Here is an 18,779-nt window from a genome sequence, read left to right as displayed (position 1 = left end):
CTCTGGGAGCGCTTCCATGCCTGAGTCCACAACGCCCCTGACCTTTCCCCCGGCCTTCCTGTGGGGCGCGGCGACCTCCGCGTACCAGATCGAGGGAGCGGTGCGCGAGGACGGCCGCACCCCCTCGATCTGGGACACCTTCAGCCATACGCCGGGCAGGACGGCCGGTGGCGAGCACGGTGACATCGCTGTCGACCACTACCACCGCTACCGCGACGACGTGGCCCTGATGGCGGACCTGGGCCTGAGCGCCTACCGCTTCTCGGTGTCCTGGCCGCGGGTGCAGCCCACCGGGCGGGGCCCCGCCGTCCAGCGCGGCCTCGACTTCTACCGGCGGCTCGTCGACGAGCTGCTCGCGCACGGCATCAAGCCCGCCGTCACCCTGTACCACTGGGACCTGCCGCAGGAGCTGGAGGACGCGGGCGGCTGGCCCGAGCGGGAGACCGCGCTGCGGTTCGCGGAGTACGCGCAGATCGTCGGCGAGGCGCTCGGCGACCGCGTCGAGCAGTGGATCACCCTCAACGAGCCCTGGTGCAGCGCGTTCCTCGGATACGGTTCCGGTGTGCACGCCCCGGGCCGGACCGACCCGGTGGCCTCGCTGCGGGCGGCGCACCACCTCAACCTGGCACACGGACTGGGAACGTCGGCGCTGCGCTCGGTGATGCCCGCACGCAACTCGGTCGCGGTGAGCCTCAACTCCTCGGTGGTCCGCCCGGTCTCGCAGGACCCGGCCGACCTGGAGGCGGTGCGGCGGATCGACGACCTGGCCAACGGCGTCTTCCACGGCCCGATGCTGCACGGCGCCTACCCGCAGACCCTGTTCGCCGCCACCCGGTCCGTCACCGACTGGTCCTTCGTCCAGGAGGGCGACCTGCGGACGATCCGGCAGCCGCTGGACGCGCTGGGGCTCAACTACTACACGCCCGCCCTGGTCTCGGCCGCCGAGGCGCCCACCGACGGCCCGCGGGCGGACGGCCACGGCGCCAGCGCGCACTCCCCCTGGCCGGGCGCGGACGACGTGGCGTTCCACCAGACGCCGGGCGAGCGCACGGAGATGGGCTGGACGATCGACCCGACCGGCCTGTACGACCTGATCATGCGCTACACCCGAGAGGTGCCGGGGCTGCCGCTGTACGTGACGGAGAACGGCGCCGCCTACGACGACAAGCCGGACCCGGAGGGCCGCGTCCACGACCCCGAGCGCATCGCGTACCTGCACGGCCACCTGTCGGCCGTGCACCGCGCGATCGCCGACGGCGCGGACGTCCGCGGCTACTACCTCTGGTCGCTGATGGACAACTTCGAGTGGGCGTACGGCTACGGCAAGCGGTTCGGCGCGGTCTACGTCGACTACGCGACCCAGGCCCGCACCCCGAAGTCGAGCGCCCACTGGTACGGGCGGGCGGCGCGCACCGGGACGCTGGAGCCGGCGGTGCCCGCGGTACCGGCCGAGTAACCGGGCCCGGTGGGGAAGGCGGGCACGCGGCACGCGGCCCGGTAACAAGCCGGAAGGCTCGTACCTGAGGGCTCGGGCCTGAGGGCTGAGACCTGAGGGCTCGGGCGTGGAACAGGCGGGGCGGGGCGCGGTACCGAGAGGGTGCCGCGCCCCGCCGTCCGCGCGCGGACGCCACGGTGCCCCGGCCGGGTGGGGGGTGCGGAGTCCGGCCGGGGCACCGTGGCCCCCGTTGCGGGATGGCTACTTGAAGGCGCCGAAGGCCTTGGAGAACGCGCCGTCGCTCTGCACGACGGAGCTGCACACCGGGTCGGCGGAGTTCTTGGCCCCGCCGGCGCACTGCTTGTCGCGGGTCGCGGACCACATCGAGAGCGAGCCGAGGCCCTTCGACCGCGCGAACGACACGAGCTGCGTGGCGTCGTCGACCGTGAAGACCTCGGACGAGACGTCGTTGACCCCGATCATCGGCGTGATCGCGACGGCCTTCCACGCGGCGCTGTCGGAGAGGCCAAGGACGCTCTTGACCTGCGCCTGGGTGGCCGTGGCGGCCTGCTCTGCGTAGGTGCCCATGTCACCGCTGTACGAGGCGCCGTAGTCCATCGCCATGATGTTCACGGTGGCGATGTCGACGCCGTTCGCCTTGGCGTCGGCGAGCAGGTTCACGCCGTCCTGGGTGAGGCCCTCGGGCATGACCGGCAGGGTGAACGACACGTCCAGGCCGGGGTGCTGCTGCTGGAGCTTGGCGATGGCCTTCGCGCGGATGGTGTTGGCCGCCTTGTTCGGCAGCGCTCCGCCCTCGATGTCGAAGTCGACCTTGGTGAGCCGGTAGGCGTCGACGGCCTTGCCGTACGCCGTCGCGAGGGCGTCGGCCGAGGAGCAGGTGGTGGCCAGCTCGGAGCCGGAGGCGCCGCCGAAGGAGACCCGGACGTCGCCGCCCTTGGCCCGCAGGGCGCCGATCTGCGCGGCCACCGCGTCGCTCGCGAGGTCGCTGACGCCACCCCACTTGGGGGTGCAGCCGCCGCCGTCGGTGATGAAGGCGAGGTTGTAGTTCTTGACCCCGGTGGCCTCGGCGGCCTTCACCAGGTCGAAGGCCGGGTAGAGCGAGGTGTCGACGTAGGGCGCGAACCCGGCCGTCGTGCCGTTGCCGGTGCCGGTGCTCTGGGTGGGGGCCGGGGTGGTCGCCGTCGCCGTCGGTTCGGTGGACTGGCTCGGGGAGGCGGTGGCGGTGGGCTCCGGGCTCGCGGACTGCGTGGGACGCCCGCTCGGCTCGGGCGTCGCGCCGCCGTCCACCGAGCACGACGCGTCGTCGATGAGGCAGCCCGTGGGGTCCGCGGTGCCGTTCACGACGAAGCCGACGGTGACGGACGCGCCGGGCGCGATGCCGTCCTTGTCCCAGGAGGCCGGGCCCACGGTGACGTGCCGGCCGCTCACCGTCGAGGTGGCGTTCCAGAGCGAGCCGAGCGTGCCGCCGGAGGGCAGGTCGAACTCCAGCCTCCAGTCCTTCTTCGGCTGGGCGCTGTCGTTGGTGACGACGTACTGCGCGGTGTAGCCGGTCGACCAGTCGCTGGTCCGGGTGTACGCCGCGCCGACGCCCGCCGCGTGCGCGCTGCCGGTGAACAGGAGCGCGCCGCCGCCGACCACGGCCGCCGCGACGACGCCGCCTATCGCCTTGTTCCTGCCACTGACCCTGCGCCGGTGCGTACTGCTCATCGCGTGCCTGCCTTCGCGGTTTCACGGGGGGCCACGGGGGTGTCCCGTGGGGGTGCGGCATCACGCTAGCGATCCGGAATCGGTCAAACCGGTTCATCCGGGCGGCGGTTGAGGATCTTAGGGTCCGCTTAAGGAAGGCATCGGAGACGGTTAAAGGTCGAGACCACTTCGGGCGGTGGGACGGGGGTGGGAAGGTCGCACGGCGGCGGGCCGGGGAGCGGCCGGGGCGGCCCGGCCACCCCGGGGCGTCCGGTCGCCCGCCGTGCTCAGCCCACCCCGGCGCCGCGTCTGCGGCGGCGGACCGCTCCCCGGTGCCCGCGGCGGACCGGCGCCCGTCCGTCGAGCTGGATCCAGATGCGCACCTCGGTCCCGCCGAGCACGGAGGAGCCGATCGCCACGTCGCCGCCGGTCGACTCCGCGAGCCGGCGGACGATGTCCAGGCCGAGGCCGGTCGATCCGTCGCTGCCGGAGCCCCTGCCGCGGGCCATCGCGGCCTCCGGGTCCACGATGCCCGGTCCGGCGTCCGACACCAGCACGATCACGGCGTCCTCGCCGTTGTGCACGTCGACCGCGAACGCCGTGCCCTCGGCGGTGTGCCGGAAGACGTTGCCGAGCAGGGCGTCGAGCGCCGCCGCCAGGTCGGCGCGCGCCACGGGGATGCGGACCGGCCGGTCGACACCGGCCACCCGCACCTTGCGGCCCTCGTCCTCGGCGAGCGCGGACCAGAAGTCCATCCGCTCACGCACCACTTCGGCCGCGTCGCACCCGGCGCCCGCGCCGATCGCCGCGGTCTGCGGCTTGGCGTCGCGGGCCGTGCGGATGATGGTGTCGACCTCGCGCTCCAACTGCTCGACGGCGGCCCGGGTCTGCTCCGCCGCCGCGCCGTCGCCGAGCGAGGCGGTGTTGAGGCGGAGCACGGTCAGCGGGGTACGCAGCCGGTGCGAGAGGTCGGCGGCGAGTTCCCGCTCGTTGGCCAGGAGCTGGACGACCTGGTCGGCCATGGAGTTGAACGCGACGGCCGCCAGCCGCAGTTCGGTCGGCCCCTCTTCGGGCACCCGGGCGCCCAGCTTGCCCTCCCCCAGTTCGTGGGCGCCCTCGACCAGGCGCTGCGCGGGCCGGACCATCCGGATGCCGAGCCGGTCGGCGACCGCGACGGAGCCGACGACGAGCGCGGCGCCCACCGCGGCCAGCACCGCCCAGGCGGTGCCCACGCCGTTGCTGACCTCGGCCTCGGGGACGTACACCTCGACGACCGCGATCTCGCCGGAGCTGAGGGCGATCGGCTGGAGCAGGGTGGACCCGCCCGCCACCTCCGCGGTGGAGGCCCGGCCGATCCTGCGGGTCATGGCGATGTCCTCGGCGGCGGCGCGCCGCTTGCCGATCTCCACGGCGGGCGCGCGGTCCGCGGCGGGTATGTGCACGGCGATGCCCGCGTCGGAGCCGGCCGAGGCGACGACGCGCTCCAGTTCGTCCCGGTCGGTGGTGATGGAGAGGGCGGGCGCGATGGCGGCGGCCTCGCGCTCGGCGTTCGAGAACGCCCGGTCGCGCGCCATCTCCTTGATCACCAGGCCGAGCGGGACGGCGAAGGCCACCACGACCATCGTCGTCACCGCCACGCAGACCTTGACCAGGGCCCACCTCACAGCGGTCGCTCCGCTCTCGGCGGCTCCAGCTTCACGCCGACACCGCGCAGCGTGTGCAGATAGCGCGGCCGGGCCGCCGTCTCGCCCAGCTTGCGGCGCAGCCAGGACAGATGGACGTCGATGGTCTGGTCGTCGCCGTACGCCTGCTGCCACACCTCGGCGAGCAGTTCGCGGCGCGGGACGACGACGCCGGGGCGGCCGGCGAGGAAGGCGAGCAGGTCGAACTCGCGCCGGGTCAGGTCGAGTCGGACCCCGTCCAGCTCGGCCTGGCGGCGCAACGGGTCGATGGCCAGGCCGCCGACGCGGATGACCGTGGACGGAGCGGCCTCGGCGGTGCCGGCGCGCGAGCGGCGCAGCACGGCCGTCATGCGCGCGGACAGGTGCTCGACCGAGAAGGGCTTGGTCAGGTAGTCGTCCGCGCCGTCGTTCAGCAGGCGGACGATCTCCGCCTCGTCGTCCCGCGCGGTCGCGATGATGACGGGCACGTCCGTGATGCCGCGCAGCATCTTCAGCGCCTCGGCGCCGTCCAGGTCGGGCAGTCCGAGGTCGAGGATCACCACGTCGAAGGAGAAATGGGCGACCTCGCGCAGCGCCTCCAGGGCGGTGCCGACGCTGCGCACGGTGTGCGCGGCGTCGGTCAGATGCCGGATGAGGGCCGAGCGTACGAACTGGTCGTCCTCGACCACGAGCACACGTGCCATGGGCGGCACCGTACGCCATGCGGGCGGGACGGCACGGTGCCTGTGGACAACGCCTTCCGGGCACCGGGGGACAATCCCGCCCGGACCGCTGCGGCCACCGCCCGGGAGACCGGGTCCCCGGGACACCCGTGGGGCGGGTGGTGCAGTATGGCCGCGATGCGCAGAGGACTCGTACACGTACTCGCATGGTCGCTCGCCACGGGCGCGGCGGTCACGCTGTCGTGGTGGGGCGTGCACACGGTGATGGCGGGGACGGCGTACGACCCGCCGCGCGCGCTGCCGATCACGGCGGTGGGCCGGGCGGCCCGGGACTCCGCGCCCGCCGCCTCCTCCACCAGCCGGCCGGAGCCGTCGAGGACGGCGTCCCGCACGCCGTCGGCGACGCCCCGGCCGAGCGCGACCCGCTCGGCGTCGCCGTCCGGGAGCGCCGGCCGTCCCCCGGCGTCGCCGAGCGCGTCGGGGCGGGTGAAGAGCTACGACACCGACGGCGGCCGGGCGGTGTTCGACGTCGGGCCGGCCGACGCGACGCTGGTCTCCGCGACGCCGAAGGCCGGTTGGTCGATGCAGGTGTGGAAGACCGAGTCGTGGATCCGCGTGGAGTACACCGCGGGGGCGGACCGGGTGTCGGTGTTCTGCACCTGGCACGACGGGCCGCCGCACGTGGAGATCGGCACGTACTGACGCCGGGAGACGGCCGCGGGCCGCGGCGGGTCAGCGGAAGACCGAGGGCGGCGGGGCCGGTGACGCCACGGCGACCGCGTCGGTGACGGGGACCGCGCCTCCGGTGAAGTCCGCGAGTTCCCTGCCGTGCTGCACGCGCGCGGGGTGGGGGTCACAGGCGGCGCGCCGGGTGAGTTCGGCGACGGGCAGCGGCCGGCCGGAGGCGACGAGGACGAGGTTGCCGAAGCGCCTGCCGCGCAGCACCGCCGGGTCGGCCACCAGGGCGAGGTGGGGGAAGACGGCCGCCACGGTGGCGATCTGGCCCCGCAGATGGGCGAGCGGCGGTCCGTCGGCGAGGTTGGCCGCGTATACCCCCGAGTCCTTCAGGGCGCGGCGCACGTCGGTGACGAACTCGACGGAGGTGAGGTGCGCCGGGGTGCGCGCGCCGCTGAACACGTCCGCGACGAGGAGGTCGGCCCAGCCGTCGGCCACTTTGGCGAGTCCCGCGCGGGCGTCGGCGGACCGCACCCTGATGCGGGCGTTGGGGTCCAGCGGCAGTTCCCGGCGGACGAGTCGGACGAGGGCCGCGTCCCGCTCGACGACCTGCTGGGTGGACCGGGGGCGGGTGGCGGCGGTGTAGCGGGCGAGGGTCAGCGCCCCGCCGCCGAGGTGCACGGCCTGGACGGGCCGGCCCGGCGGCGCGCCGAGGTCGATCACGTGGCCGAGCCGGCGCTGGTACTCGAAGGCGAGACGGGACGGGTCGTCGAGGTCCACGTGGGACTGCGGGGCACCGTCGACGAGCAGCGTCCAGGCCCGCGGCCGGTCCCGGTCGGGCAGCAGCTCCGCGAGCCCGCCGTCGACGCTCTCCACGACCGCCTCGGCCGCCCGGCCGCGCCGCGCGCCGCGCGCCGTGTCGCGGGAGTCGTCCGACCGCTGGTTCCTCGCCCGTGCCATCCCGCCATTATCCGGGGGCGCGGCCGGCCCGGCCCAGCGGTGGTCCGTGCGGGCCGCGCGGCCCGCACGCGGGGTGGTCAGCGGCAGCCGTCCGCGGCCTCGATCAGCCGGGCCGCCTCGCCCAGCGCGGCACGCAGCACGGCGGGGTCGGTCGCGAGGTCGGCGTCGCCGGGCGGGAGGAGCCAGTCCGAGCCCTCGACCGGGGGCTCGGGGGCCAGGCGCAGGCCGCGGCCGTCGGTCTGGGTGCAGGTGCTTCCCGGCACGTCCCAGGCGTCCGCGGTGCCCGGCGGGACCAGGAAGCCCAGGGTGTCGCAGTCGTCGTCGTGCAGGACGGGGCCCACGCCGTCGCCCGTGCCGCGGCGCAGGATGTCCACCGCCTCCAGTCCCTGCCGCGCCGGGACGGTCACCAGGTCGCACTCGGCGACCGGGCTGCCGTGGGCCGCGTACTGCGGGGGCGGTCCGTGCCGGACCGCCGACGCCGGTGTACGCGCCTCGGTGCTCTGCCTGATCTGCATCCCGGCCATCGACGGAACCCCTCCTCGTGACGAGCGGGTCGGGAGTTCGGGCGGCTCCCGGTCCATCGGGTTCAACGCGTGGGGACGTCAACGGCTACGGCGAAACTCCGCCGCGAAGGATGGCAGTTCATGGCGGATCGTGGATGAGATATCCGTTTTGTAGCCAAACCCTGCGTGATCGACTCGTCACAGCAGGTACGTTCTTGCCCCGCCGGGCACAGAGCGCGCACGGGGCACCACCCGGGCGCTCGGCACGGTTCCGGCACGGTTCGACGGTTCGGTTCGCACGAGAGGGCCCGGCCATGGCGTCGTCAACGGTGACCTCGTCCCCGTCCCCCCGGCCACCTCGGCCGAATCTCGCCTTCCGGCGGTTGCGCGGCCCGCGCTCCCCCGGCGAGTTCGCCGCGCTGGTCCGGCGGGCCGCGCGCGAGATCGGCGAGCGGGTGAGCTGCGACGCGCGCTACATCGGGCGCGTCGAGGCGGGCGAGATCCGCTGCCCCAACTACGCGTACGAGCGGGTGTTCCTGCACATGTTCCCCGGCCGCACGCTGACCGACCTCGGATTCACACCCCGCTCATGGGTGCGCGGACGCGGGGCGCGGAGCGCGGACGAGGCGCCCCCGGAGCACCTCACGAGCCCCTCGCCGAGCACGTATGAGACGGACGGGACCGGCGAGACGTACGAGACGTGTGAGACGTACGAGATGCCGAATCCCCGCCGGTCCACCCCCCACGAACCCCGGACCCCGTACGGGACGCGCGATCCGTACGCCCCGTACGAGGAACACGACCAGAACCACGAGGAGAGCGACGTGCGGCGTCGCGCATTCATGACGGGAGGCACCGCCACCGTGGCGGCGGCCTCACTGGGACCCTTCACGGCCGGCTGCGACACCGCCGGACGGCGCGTCCACCGCGCGGGAAGCTCCGAGGCCGGCGCCCTGGAGGAGGCGGTCCGCAGGATCAGGCTGCTCGACGACCGGCACGGGGCCGACGGCCTGTACCGGCGCGCGGCGGCACCGCTGCGCACCGCCTACGAACTCCTCGACGCCGGAACCGCCCGGCGGGCCACCGCCGACCGGCTCTACGCGGGCGCCGGCGAACTGGCCATCTCGGTGGGCTGGCTCGCCCACGACTCGGGGCGATACGACGACGCCCGCTCGCACTACGCGGAGGCGCTCGCGACCGCGCGGATGGCCGACGACGGGGGCCTGGAGGCCCACGCCTTCTGCAACACCGCCTTCCTCGCGCGCGACGCGGGACGTCCGCGCGAGGCGGTCCGCGCGGCCCAGGCGGCCCAGCGCGCCGCCCGCCCCCTCGGCTCGCCGCGCCTGCTGTCGCTGCTCGCGCTGCGCGAGGCCGGCGGCTGGGCGGGGCTCGCCGACCGCAGGGGCTGCGAGCAGGCACTGGCCCGCGCGCACGCCCTCTACGCACGGGGGCCCGCCGAGACGGACCCCGAGTGGATGACCTTCTACGGGGAGGCCGAACTGGAGGGCCTGGAGGCGCAGTGCTGGTCGGCGCTGGGCGACTGGCCGCGCGCGGCCCGGCACGCCCGCCGCGCGGCCGAGCTCCAGGACCCGCACTTCACCCGCAACATCGCCCTCTACACCGCGGAGCTGGCCGACGACCTGGCCCGCGGCGGGCGCCCCGACGAGGCCGCCGTCGCCGGGCTGCGCGTCCTGGAACTGCTGGGCGAGGTGCAGTCGTCCCGCATCCAGACCATGCTCGCGGGCACGGCCCGCGTCCTGCTGCCGCACCGCAGGGCCTCGGGGGTCTCGGCGTTCCTGGACCGGCACGCGGGCCTGCCGCGCACCGCGTGAACCGGCCCGGCGCGGCGCCCCGCGACCGCGCCGGTCAGCCGCTCAGGTGCCCGCAGTCGTTCCACGTCTCGATCGCGGGCTCGCCGTAGGCCCAGCCGAGCACGGACAGCGACGTCGGGTTCAGCCGGACGCGGGCCGCGAAGTCCAGCGGGAGTCCGAGCCAGCGGGCGCCGATGGACCGCAGGATGTGCCCGTGGGCGAAGACCAGCACGTCGCGGTCGGCGGAGCGGGCCCAGCCGACCACCTCGTCGGCACGCGCGGTGACCTGCTCCAGGGTCTCGCCCTCGGGGACCCCGTCACGCCAGATCAGCCAGCCGGGCCTGGCCTCCTGGATGCCGGCCGGGGTCATGCCCTCGTAGGCGCCGTAGTCCCACTCCACGAGCGCGTCCCAGGTCTCCGCGCGGTCGCCGAACCCGGCCAGCTCGCAGGTCTCGCGCGCGCGCACGAGCGGGCTGGTGCGCACCTGCGCGCCGGGGAGCCCCGCGAACGGCTCCCGGTGCAGCCGCTCCCCGAGCAGTTTCGCGCCGCGCCGCCCCTCGTCGAGGAGCGGGACGTCGGTCCTGCCGGTGTGCTTGCCGGACAGCGACCACTGCGTCTGTCCGTGCCGGGCCAGCAGGATGCGCGGTGCCATGGAGGGGAGCCTTTCCGGAACGGGCGGTGCGAGGGGAGGGCACCCGCTACCGCCGACGAGTCGGTCCTTCCATCATCGCGCACCGGCGCGCGAGGCAACCCGGGGGGCGATCCCGGCGTCTTCGAGGGCCGGGGGCGCCCCCTCGGGGCGGGGGCCCGCCCCGTAAAATCCCGTGTGGCCACGGATCGGCGTCGGCAGACTGCAGACTGTCGGGTCACGGGGAACGGCTGGACCACGAGCAGATGGGGGAGGGCGATCGGATGCCGCAGACCGATGCACCGCGTACGGAGGCGGCACCAGGCGCCCGCGGGACCGGACCGCGCGCGTCCGCAGACCCGCGGTCCCGTCTGCGCTGGTGGACCGAGCTCCCGCTGATCCTGCTGGTGTACGGGTGCTACTCGGCGGGCCGGCTGCTGGCGCGGGGGGACACCTCCGGCGCCGTCGACCACGGCCTGCAGATCCTGCGCCTGGAGAAGGTCCTGCACCTCAACGCCGAGCACCCGCTGAACCGGCTGTTCACGCGCGAGGCGTGGCTGGGCGTGCCCGCCGACTTCTGGTACGCCTCGCTGCACTACGTGGTGACGCCCGCGATCCTCGTCTGGCTCTTCCGGTCCCGGGCGGTGCGGTACCGCGCGGCCCGCACCTGGCTGATGACCTCCACGTTCATCGGCCTGATCGGCTTCACGCTGCTGCCGACCTGCCCGCCCCGCCTGCTGGCGCCGGGGTACGGCTTCGTCGACACCATGGCCCGCTACAGCGACTACGGCTGGTGGGGCGGCGAGGCCAGCGCCCCGCGCGGCATGGGCGGGATGACCAACCAGTACGCGGCGATGCCGAGCCTGCACGTGGGCTGGGCACTGTGGTGCGGTGTGATGCTGTGGCGGCACGGCCGCACCCCGGCCGCGAAGGTCGCCGGCGTCGTCTACCCGCTGGTGACCACGCTCGTCGTCATGGGCACCGCCAACCACTACTTCCTGGACGCCGTCGCGGGTGCCGCCGTGATGGGCCTCGGGCTGCTGCTGACCCCGTACGTGATGCGCGCCGCCGACCGGCTGTGGTCGGTCCTCCGCGGCCGTGCCCGGTGGGTCGCGGGCGTCGCGCGGGGCGAGGGTTCCGCGATTGTCGGTGCGGAGTGCCAGACTTCCCCGGGTGAACGCATTCCCCGACAGCGCGAGTCCCGATCCGGACCGGCGGCCGAGCCCGGTGCCACCCCCGCGGGCGCCGGGGACGGCGCTGCGGCGGCAGCTCGCTGAGCTGCGCGGTCCGGACGTCCCGCCCAAGGCGCTGGACGCGCGCGCCCTCGCGGCGCTCGCCGCCAACCCCGGCTGCGACCGGCGCGCCCTGCTGGACGGCGCGGGCGTCGACAAGGCCAAGCTGGCGGGGGCGCTCGGCGCGCCCTCGGCGTTCGGCCAGTCACAGTTCGCGTTCATGCGGGGCAACGCCTTCGAGGCACGGGTCAAGGCCGACGGCGGAGCGGAACTGCTGCGGCTGGTGCACGAGAAGATCGACCCGGGTGCCGAGCCGCCCGGCGCAGGCGCCGTGCCCGACCTGGACGCGATCGGCCCCGAGGGCCGCGCGGCCCGCACCGCGCTGGCCCTGCGCGAGGCCACCGGGGCCGGCGGCTGGACGCTGCTGGACCATCCGATGCTGACCCTGGACGTGGCGGGCTCCGCCGCCTTCCTGGAGCCGGACGCGGTGGTCGTGCACCCCGACGGCGGCTGGACGGTCGTCGAGATCAAGTCGTTCCCGATGCTGGACGGTTCGGCCGACCCGGCGAAGGTGGGCGCCGCCGCCCGGCAGTCCGCGGTGTACGTCCTGGCGCTGGAGGAGGTCGCCGCCCGGCTCACGCCCGCCGCCCGGGTCCGGCACCGCGTTCTGCTGGTGTGCCCGAAGGACTTCTCCAACCTCCCCACCGGCTCGGCGGTCGACGTGCGCAAGCAGCGCGCCGTCACCCGGCGGCAGCTCGCCCGCCTCACCCGGGTCGAGGACATCGCGGCGGCCCTCCCCGAGGGCAGCTGCTTCTCCCCCGGCCTCCCGGCCGAGGAGCTGGTCACCGCCGTCGAGGCGGTGCCCGCGAGCTACGCGCCGGAGTGCCTGTCCGCCTGCGAACTCGCCTTCCACTGCCGGGCCCGCTCCCGGGAGCAGGGGGCGGTGACGTCCCTGGGCCGCTCCCTGCGCGCCGAGCTGGGCGGCCTGACGACGGTCACCGACGTCCTGGCGGCGGCGCACGGCGAGGCGGGCGACCCGGCGGATCCGGCCGTCGCCGCGCTGCGCAGAGCGGCCCGGCTGCGCGCCGAGGCGCTGGACGCCGGTGCCCGCGCGGCGGCGGCACGCGTGCCGTCGGCCGACCTGCCGGGCGGCGACCGGGAGGCGGGCGCATGTCGCTGATCTCCGCACTGGCCCGGCTGGAGGCCGTGCGGAGCGGCCGGGCCCAGCCCACCGCCACCGTGCTGCACCGCCATCTCGTCGAGCGCCCCCTGGTGTTCGTGCCGTTGACCACCGCGGGCGAGGCGGGGGCGCCGCTGGGCGCCCTCGTGGGCACCGACCGGGACGCCCCGCGCCTGCTCGTCGTACCGCAGCCCCGGGACCGCGACCTGCGGTTCGCCTTCCTCGCCGAGCTGGCCGACGTCGTCCTGCCCCACATCGACTCCCACGCCGGCGCGGTCGAGGCCGCCGAGCGCAGCGAGACCGACCCGGAGACCGGGAAGCGGGTCAAGGTCGAGGTCGAACTGTGCGCGGACGCACCACAGTTGATCGTGCCGGGCCGGGCGGGCATCGACTTCGTCCGCCTCCTGGGGCGTTCCACCCGGTTCCGGCGCACCGCGGAGCAGGATCCCGAGGCACCGCATCCGGCGCCGCCGAAGGTGCCGCTGTGCGGGCGCTGGTTCACCCACTTCGGGGAGCGGGCCCGGGTACCCGGCTCCGCCCTGCTGCTCGCCCTCACCGACGTGCTGTCCCGGCACTGGGCCACCGGCCAGAGCAGCCTGGAGGACCAGCATCTCGGAGCGCTGCTGGCCTGGATCGATCCGCCCGGGGACGCGTCCGGCGCCGAAGCGGCGGTACGGGCCGAACTCCGGCGGGACGCCCGGGGCCAGCTCGTGTGGCCGCCCGCCGGCCCCGCCACCGACCCCGCGTTCGACAACCAACTGCTGGCTCCCGCCATCGAGGCCTACGACCGCGCGCGGACGGCGTTCGCCGCCGCGCAGGACGGCGTCGAGGCGGACGACCGGCTCGGCGAACTGACCGCCGCCGAGCGGCGCGTCCGCGACCTGGTCGCGAGCGTCACCCGGCCCACCTGGGACGCGGTGTGGCGGGGTCTCGACCTGCTGCGGGCGCTGCCGGAGGGTGCGCACGCCGCCGACCGGTGGACCCGCGACCGCTGGTCGTTCACCGGGCACCGGGACCGGGTGGCGGCGGGCGAGCCGCCGCAGCCGCGCCGGGACGACGCGGTCACGGCGGCGAACAAACTGGCCACGCGCGAGCGGGAGCAGGCCCGCCTGGAGGCCCAGGAGGCGCTGGACGACCCGCTGGTCATGGCGGGCCGGCGGCTGGCGGGGGAGGCGTTCGCGGGCGAGGTGACCGATGTGGTGATGGCGTACAGCGAGAGCAAGCGGCCCAGCCCCCGCCCGCTGGTCACCGTCCGCACCGACGACCGCCCGCACCTGGGTGAGCGGGCGAAGGTGTACCGCTCGCTGCGCGGGAAGCCGCAGTCCGCGGAGTTCGCGGGGTACGCCGACGAGGGTGCCGCGGTGGTGCTGCGGATCACCGACAAGATGGGCCGGGGCAAGGAGCCCGAGGCCGGGTCGGTGCCGGAGAAGGGGGACCTCGTCTGCTTCACCCTCTTCGAGCACGAGCAGCGCGGCGGCGCGGGACTGCCCGACCCCGAGCAGACGCCGTGGACGCACGGCGGGCCGCCGGGTGAGCCGGAGGCCCTGCCGGTGCCGGACCCGGTGACCGAGGAGGACGTCCTGTGACCGCCGTCTTCGACCCGGGTGCCGCGGCCACCCGCGCGACCGACGCGATCCTGCACGACACGCTGCACGGCGGCGACCGCGGTGTCGTGGTCGACTCGCCGCCCGGCGCCGGGAAGTCGACCCTGGTGGTCCGCGCCGCGCTCGAACTGGCCGCGGCGGGGCGCCCGCTGATGGTGATCGCGCAGACGAACGCGCAGGTCGACGACCTGGTGCTGCGGATCGCCGAGAAGGCCCCCGACCTGCCCGTGGGCCGGCTGCACAGCAGCGACTCCGATCCGTACGACAAGGCCCTGGACGGTCTGGACCAGGTCCGCACGTCCACGAAGGCGGCCGACCTGGCGGGGCTGGACGTCGTCCTGTCGACGGCGGCCAAGTGGGCCCACGTCAAGGGCGTCGAGCCCTGGCGGCACGCCATCGTGGACGAGGCGTACCAGATGCGCTCGGACGCGCTGCTCGCCGTCGCGGGCCTGTTCGAGCGGGCGCTGTTCGTGGGCGACCCGGGCCAGTTGGACCCGTTCGCGATCGTGGGGTCGGAGCAGTGGGCCGGCCTCTCCTACGATCCGTCCGCGTCCGCGGTGACCACCCTGCTGGCGCACAACCCGCAGCTGCCGCAGCACCGGTTGCCGGTCTCCTGGCGGCTGCCCGCGTCGGCGGCCCCGCTCGTCTCGGACGCGTTCTACCCGTACACGCCGTTCCGCAGCGGCACCGGTCACGGCGACCGGCGGCTGCGCTTCGGCGTCCCGTCGGACGGTTCGGGGCCCGACCGGGTCATCGACGAGGCCGCGGAGTCCGGTTGGGGCCTGCTCCAGCTGCCCGCCCGGCACACCCCGCGCACCGATCCCGAGGCGGTCCGGGCGGTGGCCGCGGTGGTACGGCGGCTGCTGGACCGCGGTGGCGCCGCCACCTCGGAGCGGGCGCCGGACCCGGTGCCGCTGACCGCCGACCGGATCGCCGTCGGCACCGCGCACCGCGACCAGGCCGCGGCCGTGCGGGCGGCGCTCGGGGACCTGGGGGCGGCGGGCGTCACCGTCGACACGGCGAACCGGCTCCAGGGACGGGAGTTCGACGTCACGGTGGTGCTGCATCCGCTGTCGGGACGGCCGGACGCCACGGCGTTCCACCTGGAGACGGGCCGGCTGTGCGTGCTGGCCTCCCGGCACCGGCACGCCTGCATCGTGGTGTGCCGGGAGGGCGTGGGCGAGCTGCTGGACGACCACCCCTCGACCGAACCCGTCCAGTTGGGCGTCACGGTGAAGTTCCCGGACGGCTGGGAGGCCAACCACTCGGTGCTGTCCCACCTGGAGGAGCACCGGGTGGCGTGGCGCCCCTGAACCGGTCCCGGCCCCGGCGGGCCGCGTCCGTCCCGGCCCGCCCAAACGCATCCCCCCGGACCGGTCCTCGGCACGGGGGGCGCGTCGGCCCCCGGCATCCCCTTGCGCCGCCGGGGGACAATGGACGGTGGCCCTCCCGCGCGAGGGACACCCGAACCGCACGAGGAGGACCAGACATGGCGGAGCCCACGCCGCGTCGGAACGAACCGCGGCTACGCCCCGCGCCCCTGCTCTTCGAGCCGGCGGTGGCCGCCGGGGACCCGGAGCACTTCTTCGACCTGGAGTCGACCGACGACCCGCGCGCCCTGCTGGACCGGGCGACGGAGCTGACCCGGGCGTTCCGGGCCGCGGCCGACCGCGCGGTCGAGTTCCAGGCCATCGCCGCCGCTCAGCTCGCCGATCCGCGCCGCTTCGACCGGCTGACGCCCGCCGAGATCGCCGAGCGGGCCGAGTGGACCGAGGACTACGCGAAGAAGATGGTCGAGTTCGGCCGCGACCTGCTGTCGGGCGCCGAGGGGACCGGCCACGGCCACGGCGTGGCCGACACCCTCTGACTCCCCTGCGGGAACGGGTCCCCTCGCACAGCTCGGGCCGCCTCCCCGAGCCCGCCCCGCGGCCCCGGCCGAACCGCCCGGTCAGGACCAAGGGGGCTTCGCGTGGACGAGCGCCGGGCCGCCGGCGTCCGCCGCGTCGGGCCGTCGCCGGACTCGCCCGCCGGACCGGGCGCCGGTGCGGCGGCCGGAGCGCCCGCCTCACCCGTTCGGGCCAGGCCGCGCAGGGGCCGTGCACGGGGGCCGCGAGCACCCTTCCGCCGTACTGGCATATGCCAGGCGGGCAAGATACTCCACTCGGCCCACCCCTGTCCCGGTTTTCCGCAACCCTCCGGAAGCACTTCCTCACCCCCGGTAGATGTATCCGGCATGAGCAGCACACGGAACCCGGCCAGCAGCACGCCCCAGCGCCCCGGAACACCGTTGCCCGAGTGGCGGGACGCCTCGGGGGTCACCCCCGAGGGAGCCGCCTGGCTCGCCTCGGCAGGAACGTATCCGCGGAGCACCCTCACCCTCTGGGCGGAACGGCCCGACGCCCCGGTCGTGCTGCCCTGCGGCAGCGCCTTCGACGTCGTCAGCGCACCCGCGCTGTTCGGCCGCCGGATGCTCGACCGGCTCTGGGAGGACGGCCCCGGCTCCGGCCCGGTGGCGGTGTACCGCGGGCGGGTGCTGCTGTTCGCCGCGCCCGGTACCGCCCAGCGGCTGCCCTCGCTGATGCGCTGGGAGGAGTGGGGCGCGGACGGCGCCGGGGAGGCGACCGGCGCGGGGGCCCGCGGGCGCGGAGTGGGGCGCTGCCGCGAGGTGCCGCCCCTGCTGTGCCACGGCACGGGCGACGCGGTGACCGTCCCGGCGCTCGACGCGCCCGGGTCGACGGCGGAACCGGGCCGTGCCGACGCGCGGTGGCTGGTCGCCCCGGACACCCGCCGGCCCTGGCTCCCGGGGCCGGAGATCCTGCTCTGGGCGGCCGTGCGGGCGGCCCGCGCGGCGGCGTCGGCGGCGGTGCGGATATCGATTTTTCCTCCCGCCGATCAGGGTGCTAAGGTCTACGACGTCAGCAGGCGCCGCTAGCTCAGTTGGTTAGAGCAGCTGACTCTTAATCAGCGGGTCCGGGGTTCGAGTCCCTGGCGGCGCACGCCAACGAGAGCGGGATGATCGCGGAAACGCGAGCATCCCGCTCTCGTCGTTCGCCCTCCCGGCACGCCGTCCCTCTCTCCCCCCCGCCCCCCTCCTCGCCACATCGCAGCGCTTCCGGCCGCCCGCGCCCCGCCTCCGTCACCGCCCGGGCCGCCCGGGCCGCCCGCACCGCCTCGGCAGGCCGTCCGGACCGGCGGTTCAGCCCGTCGTGATCCGCACCGTCCACGAGCCCGACGCGGTGCGGTCCTCGACGTCGACGCGGACGTGGTCGCCGGGGACCGTGAAGCTCTCGCCGGCGCCCACCGGCGCGTCCGCGAGCGGCGGGTAGACGGAGTCCTCCCAGCACGCCTCGGTGTGCGGGTGGGCGTCGAGGACCTGGATGGGCCCGCCGCCGGACTCGGTGCCGCTGCGGACCCGGTAGACGAGCACCCCCTGCGTGCAGGTCGAGCCGTCGTTGCCGGACGTGCCGCGGGCCTCGAAGGCGAGGGCGGTGCCCGGGCCCGTGGGAACGACCGCCAGTTTCGTGCCGCGCCCCGCGCCGAACGCCGGCGTACCCGGCGGCGCGGCGACCCCGAGGGCCCCGGGGTCGGCGGCGCCGGGAGTTGCCGGCCCTACCCCGGACGCCCCGGCGCGGACGTCCGCGCCGGCCGGCCCGGCGGAGCCCGCCGGGCCCAGCCCCAGCGGCTCCAGGGTGAGGCGGGTGGACCCGGCGCCCCGTACGCACGCCACCTGACGGCGGTCCAGCCAGCCCAGCCGCCACTTGTGCCAGCCGAACAGGTCGGGCGCGAGGCCGAACTGGCTGCCCATGAGGTCCCAGTCGCCGACGTAGGTGTCCCAGTCGCCCTCGCCGTTCTCGGGGCGGTGGTACAGATCGGGCAGGTCGAAGACGTGGCCCGTCTCGTGGGCGAGGACGAGGCGGTCCGGCGGATGCTTCTCGAAGACCGTCACGACCCGGCGGATGTCCGTGCCGTCCGCGCGCAGCGGTGTGGCCAGGTTGACGACCTTGGTGGCGTCGGAGTCGACACCCGGCGCGTCCGGGTCGGCGACGAAGTAGACGACGTCGTAGCGCGAGAAGTCCACCTGCGGGTCGGCCGCAGCGAGGGCGTCCCGCAGGTACGCGCCCCGGTCGGCGGCGTTCCAGTCGCGCCGTATGGCGTACGAGGTGGAGGGGTGCGGCATCCGGATCCAGGAGCGCCGGGGATGCGGGCGGACCGTGAACCTGCCGTAGGAGGCGCGTTCGAAGAAGCGGCTGGTGGCGGGGAAGTAGTCGCCGGTCAGCTCCGCCGGACTGGTGCGCGGGACGGAGTCGGGAAAGGACAGGAACACCATCACGGCGTCCAGCGGACGGGTGGGCCGCACGTAGGAGGGGTTCCAGGTGTCGACGCCCTCCGAGTGGTGCGCCCCGGTGCGGGTCAGGGCGCAGGGGTCGGCCAGCGGTTCGGCGAGGGCGGGGCCGGGGAGCAGTGAGGTCGCCGCGAGGGCCGTCATCGAGGTGAACGCGGCCGCCGTGCTGCGCCAGCGCGGCACTCCGTCACGGGCGAGGCCGCGCAGGGGCCGGCGCGTGAGAAGGGGCAGCGGACGCGGCACGTCGACCTCCGGATGCGGATTTCGGGACACCGCACCCAGCCTGTGTTGATTTGTATTACTTCGCCCTGTTTGTCTGCACCAGAAGGGTGAGGGCACTCCCGGGCCGACACCCCCG

At 75.3% G+C, this 18,779-nt stretch carries 16 protein-coding genes and 1 tRNA gene; 10 read left to right on the top strand and 7 right to left on the bottom strand.

Annotated features, from left to right (window positions below; all coding sequences use genetic code 11):
* The first annotated feature begins 16 nt into the window (after positions 1 to 16).
* Positions 17 to 1,456 (top strand): GH1 family beta-glucosidase, encoded by a 1,440-nt coding sequence (locus ACGFS9_RS07310; RefSeq protein ID WP_393251361.1) that lies wholly within the window; start codon positions 17 to 19, stop codon positions 1,454 to 1,456.
* Positions 1,457 to 1,696: 240 nt separating this feature from the next.
* Here the strand turns inward: ACGFS9_RS07310 and ACGFS9_RS07305 are convergent, their stop codons facing one another.
* The 3 genes from ACGFS9_RS07305 to ACGFS9_RS07295 all read right to left on the bottom strand — a co-directional run bounded on the left by ACGFS9_RS07305 (position 1,697) and on the right by ACGFS9_RS07295 (position 5,507).
* Positions 1,697 to 3,163: a cellulose binding domain-containing protein gene (locus ACGFS9_RS07305; protein ID WP_393251360.1), complete on the bottom strand. Its 1,467-nt coding sequence runs from the start codon at positions 3,161 to 3,163 to the stop codon at positions 1,697 to 1,699.
* Between the two features lie 266 nt (positions 3,164 to 3,429).
* A complete protein-coding gene (locus tag ACGFS9_RS07300; protein ID WP_393251359.1) occupies positions 3,430 to 4,806 on the bottom strand; it encodes a sensor histidine kinase in 1,377 nt (458 codons plus the stop codon).
* Positions 4,803 to 5,507, bottom strand: coding sequence for a response regulator transcription factor (locus ACGFS9_RS07295; RefSeq protein ID WP_393251358.1), 705 nt, complete (start codon positions 5,505 to 5,507; stop codon positions 4,803 to 4,805). The genes ACGFS9_RS07300 and ACGFS9_RS07295 overlap by 4 nt, the downstream gene beginning before the upstream one ends.
* Positions 5,508 to 5,663: 156 nt before the next feature.
* On the opposite strand from ACGFS9_RS07295, the gene ACGFS9_RS07290 reads away from it, so the two are divergent.
* Positions 5,664 to 6,188 (top strand): hypothetical protein, encoded by a 525-nt coding sequence (locus ACGFS9_RS07290; RefSeq protein WP_393251357.1) that lies wholly within the window; start codon positions 5,664 to 5,666, stop codon positions 6,186 to 6,188.
* A gap of 30 nt (positions 6,189 to 6,218) precedes the next feature.
* Here the strand turns inward: ACGFS9_RS07290 and ACGFS9_RS07285 are convergent, their stop codons facing one another.
* Positions 6,219 to 7,121: a spermidine synthase gene (locus tag ACGFS9_RS07285; protein WP_393251356.1), complete on the bottom strand. Its 903-nt coding sequence runs from the start codon at positions 7,119 to 7,121 to the stop codon at positions 6,219 to 6,221.
* A 77-nt stretch (positions 7,122 to 7,198) separates the two neighbouring features.
* On the bottom strand, positions 7,199 to 7,636 hold the full coding sequence (locus ACGFS9_RS07280) for a hypothetical protein (RefSeq protein WP_393251643.1): 438 nt from the start codon (positions 7,634 to 7,636) through the stop codon (positions 7,199 to 7,201).
* A gap of 302 nt (positions 7,637 to 7,938) precedes the next feature.
* Between ACGFS9_RS07280 and ACGFS9_RS07275 the strand changes: the two genes are divergently transcribed.
* The gene (locus ACGFS9_RS07275) at positions 7,939 to 9,456 is read left to right on the top strand and encodes a hypothetical protein (protein WP_393251355.1); all 1,518 of its coding nucleotides are present in this window, start codon (positions 7,939 to 7,941) and stop codon (positions 9,454 to 9,456) included.
* Between the two features lie 34 nt (positions 9,457 to 9,490).
* On the opposite strand, the gene ACGFS9_RS07270 is transcribed toward ACGFS9_RS07275, so the two are convergent.
* Positions 9,491 to 10,087 (bottom strand): histidine phosphatase family protein, encoded by a 597-nt coding sequence (locus tag ACGFS9_RS07270; RefSeq protein ID WP_393251354.1) that lies wholly within the window; start codon positions 10,085 to 10,087, stop codon positions 9,491 to 9,493.
* Between the two features lie 260 nt (positions 10,088 to 10,347).
* Between ACGFS9_RS07270 and ACGFS9_RS07265 the strand changes: the two genes are divergently transcribed.
* The 7 genes from ACGFS9_RS07265 to ACGFS9_RS07235 all read left to right on the top strand — a co-directional run bounded on the left by ACGFS9_RS07265 (position 10,348) and on the right by ACGFS9_RS07235 (position 17,075).
* Positions 10,348 to 11,340 carry a phosphatase PAP2 family protein gene (locus tag ACGFS9_RS07265; protein WP_393251353.1) on the top strand — a complete coding sequence of 331 codons (993 nt, stop codon included), beginning with the start codon at positions 10,348 to 10,350 and terminating at the stop codon, positions 11,338 to 11,340.
* Positions 11,291 to 12,475, top strand: a complete 1,185-nt coding sequence (locus tag ACGFS9_RS07260) for a hypothetical protein (protein ID WP_393251642.1) — start codon at positions 11,291 to 11,293, stop codon at positions 12,473 to 12,475. The genes ACGFS9_RS07265 and ACGFS9_RS07260 overlap by 50 nt, the downstream gene beginning before the upstream one ends.
* Positions 12,466 to 14,061 carry a hypothetical protein gene (locus ACGFS9_RS07255; RefSeq protein WP_393251352.1) on the top strand — a complete coding sequence of 532 codons (1,596 nt, stop codon included), beginning with the start codon at positions 12,466 to 12,468 and terminating at the stop codon, positions 14,059 to 14,061. The genes ACGFS9_RS07260 and ACGFS9_RS07255 overlap by 10 nt, the downstream gene beginning before the upstream one ends.
* A complete protein-coding gene (locus tag ACGFS9_RS07250) occupies positions 14,058 to 15,392 on the top strand; it encodes an AAA family ATPase (RefSeq protein WP_393251351.1) in 1,335 nt (444 codons plus the stop codon). Before ACGFS9_RS07255 ends, ACGFS9_RS07250 begins: the two co-directional genes overlap by 4 nt.
* Before the next feature lie 176 nt (positions 15,393 to 15,568).
* The gene (locus ACGFS9_RS07245) at positions 15,569 to 15,946 is read left to right on the top strand and encodes a hypothetical protein (RefSeq protein ID WP_393251350.1); all 378 of its coding nucleotides are present in this window, start codon (positions 15,569 to 15,571) and stop codon (positions 15,944 to 15,946) included.
* 366 nt (positions 15,947 to 16,312) lie between these two features.
* Positions 16,313 to 17,011, top strand: a complete 699-nt coding sequence (locus ACGFS9_RS07240; protein ID WP_393251349.1) for a bifunctional DNA primase/polymerase — start codon at positions 16,313 to 16,315, stop codon at positions 17,009 to 17,011.
* Positions 17,002 to 17,075, top strand: a tRNA-Lys gene (locus ACGFS9_RS07235). Before ACGFS9_RS07240 ends, ACGFS9_RS07235 begins: the two co-directional genes overlap by 10 nt.
* A 200-nt stretch (positions 17,076 to 17,275) precedes the next feature.
* Here ACGFS9_RS07235 and ACGFS9_RS07230 read toward each other — a convergent pair.
* Entirely contained in the window at positions 17,276 to 18,694 is a 1,419-nt protein-coding gene (locus tag ACGFS9_RS07230) for a M6 family metalloprotease domain-containing protein (protein WP_393251348.1), read from the bottom strand.
* Positions 18,695 to 18,779: the final 85 nt, after the last annotated feature.

Source organism: Streptomyces sp. NPDC048566 (assembly GCF_043199735.1).
Lineage (GTDB): Bacteria > Actinomycetota > Actinomycetes > Streptomycetales > Streptomycetaceae > Streptomyces.
This window is presented reverse-complemented; position numbering and strand designations above follow the sequence as displayed.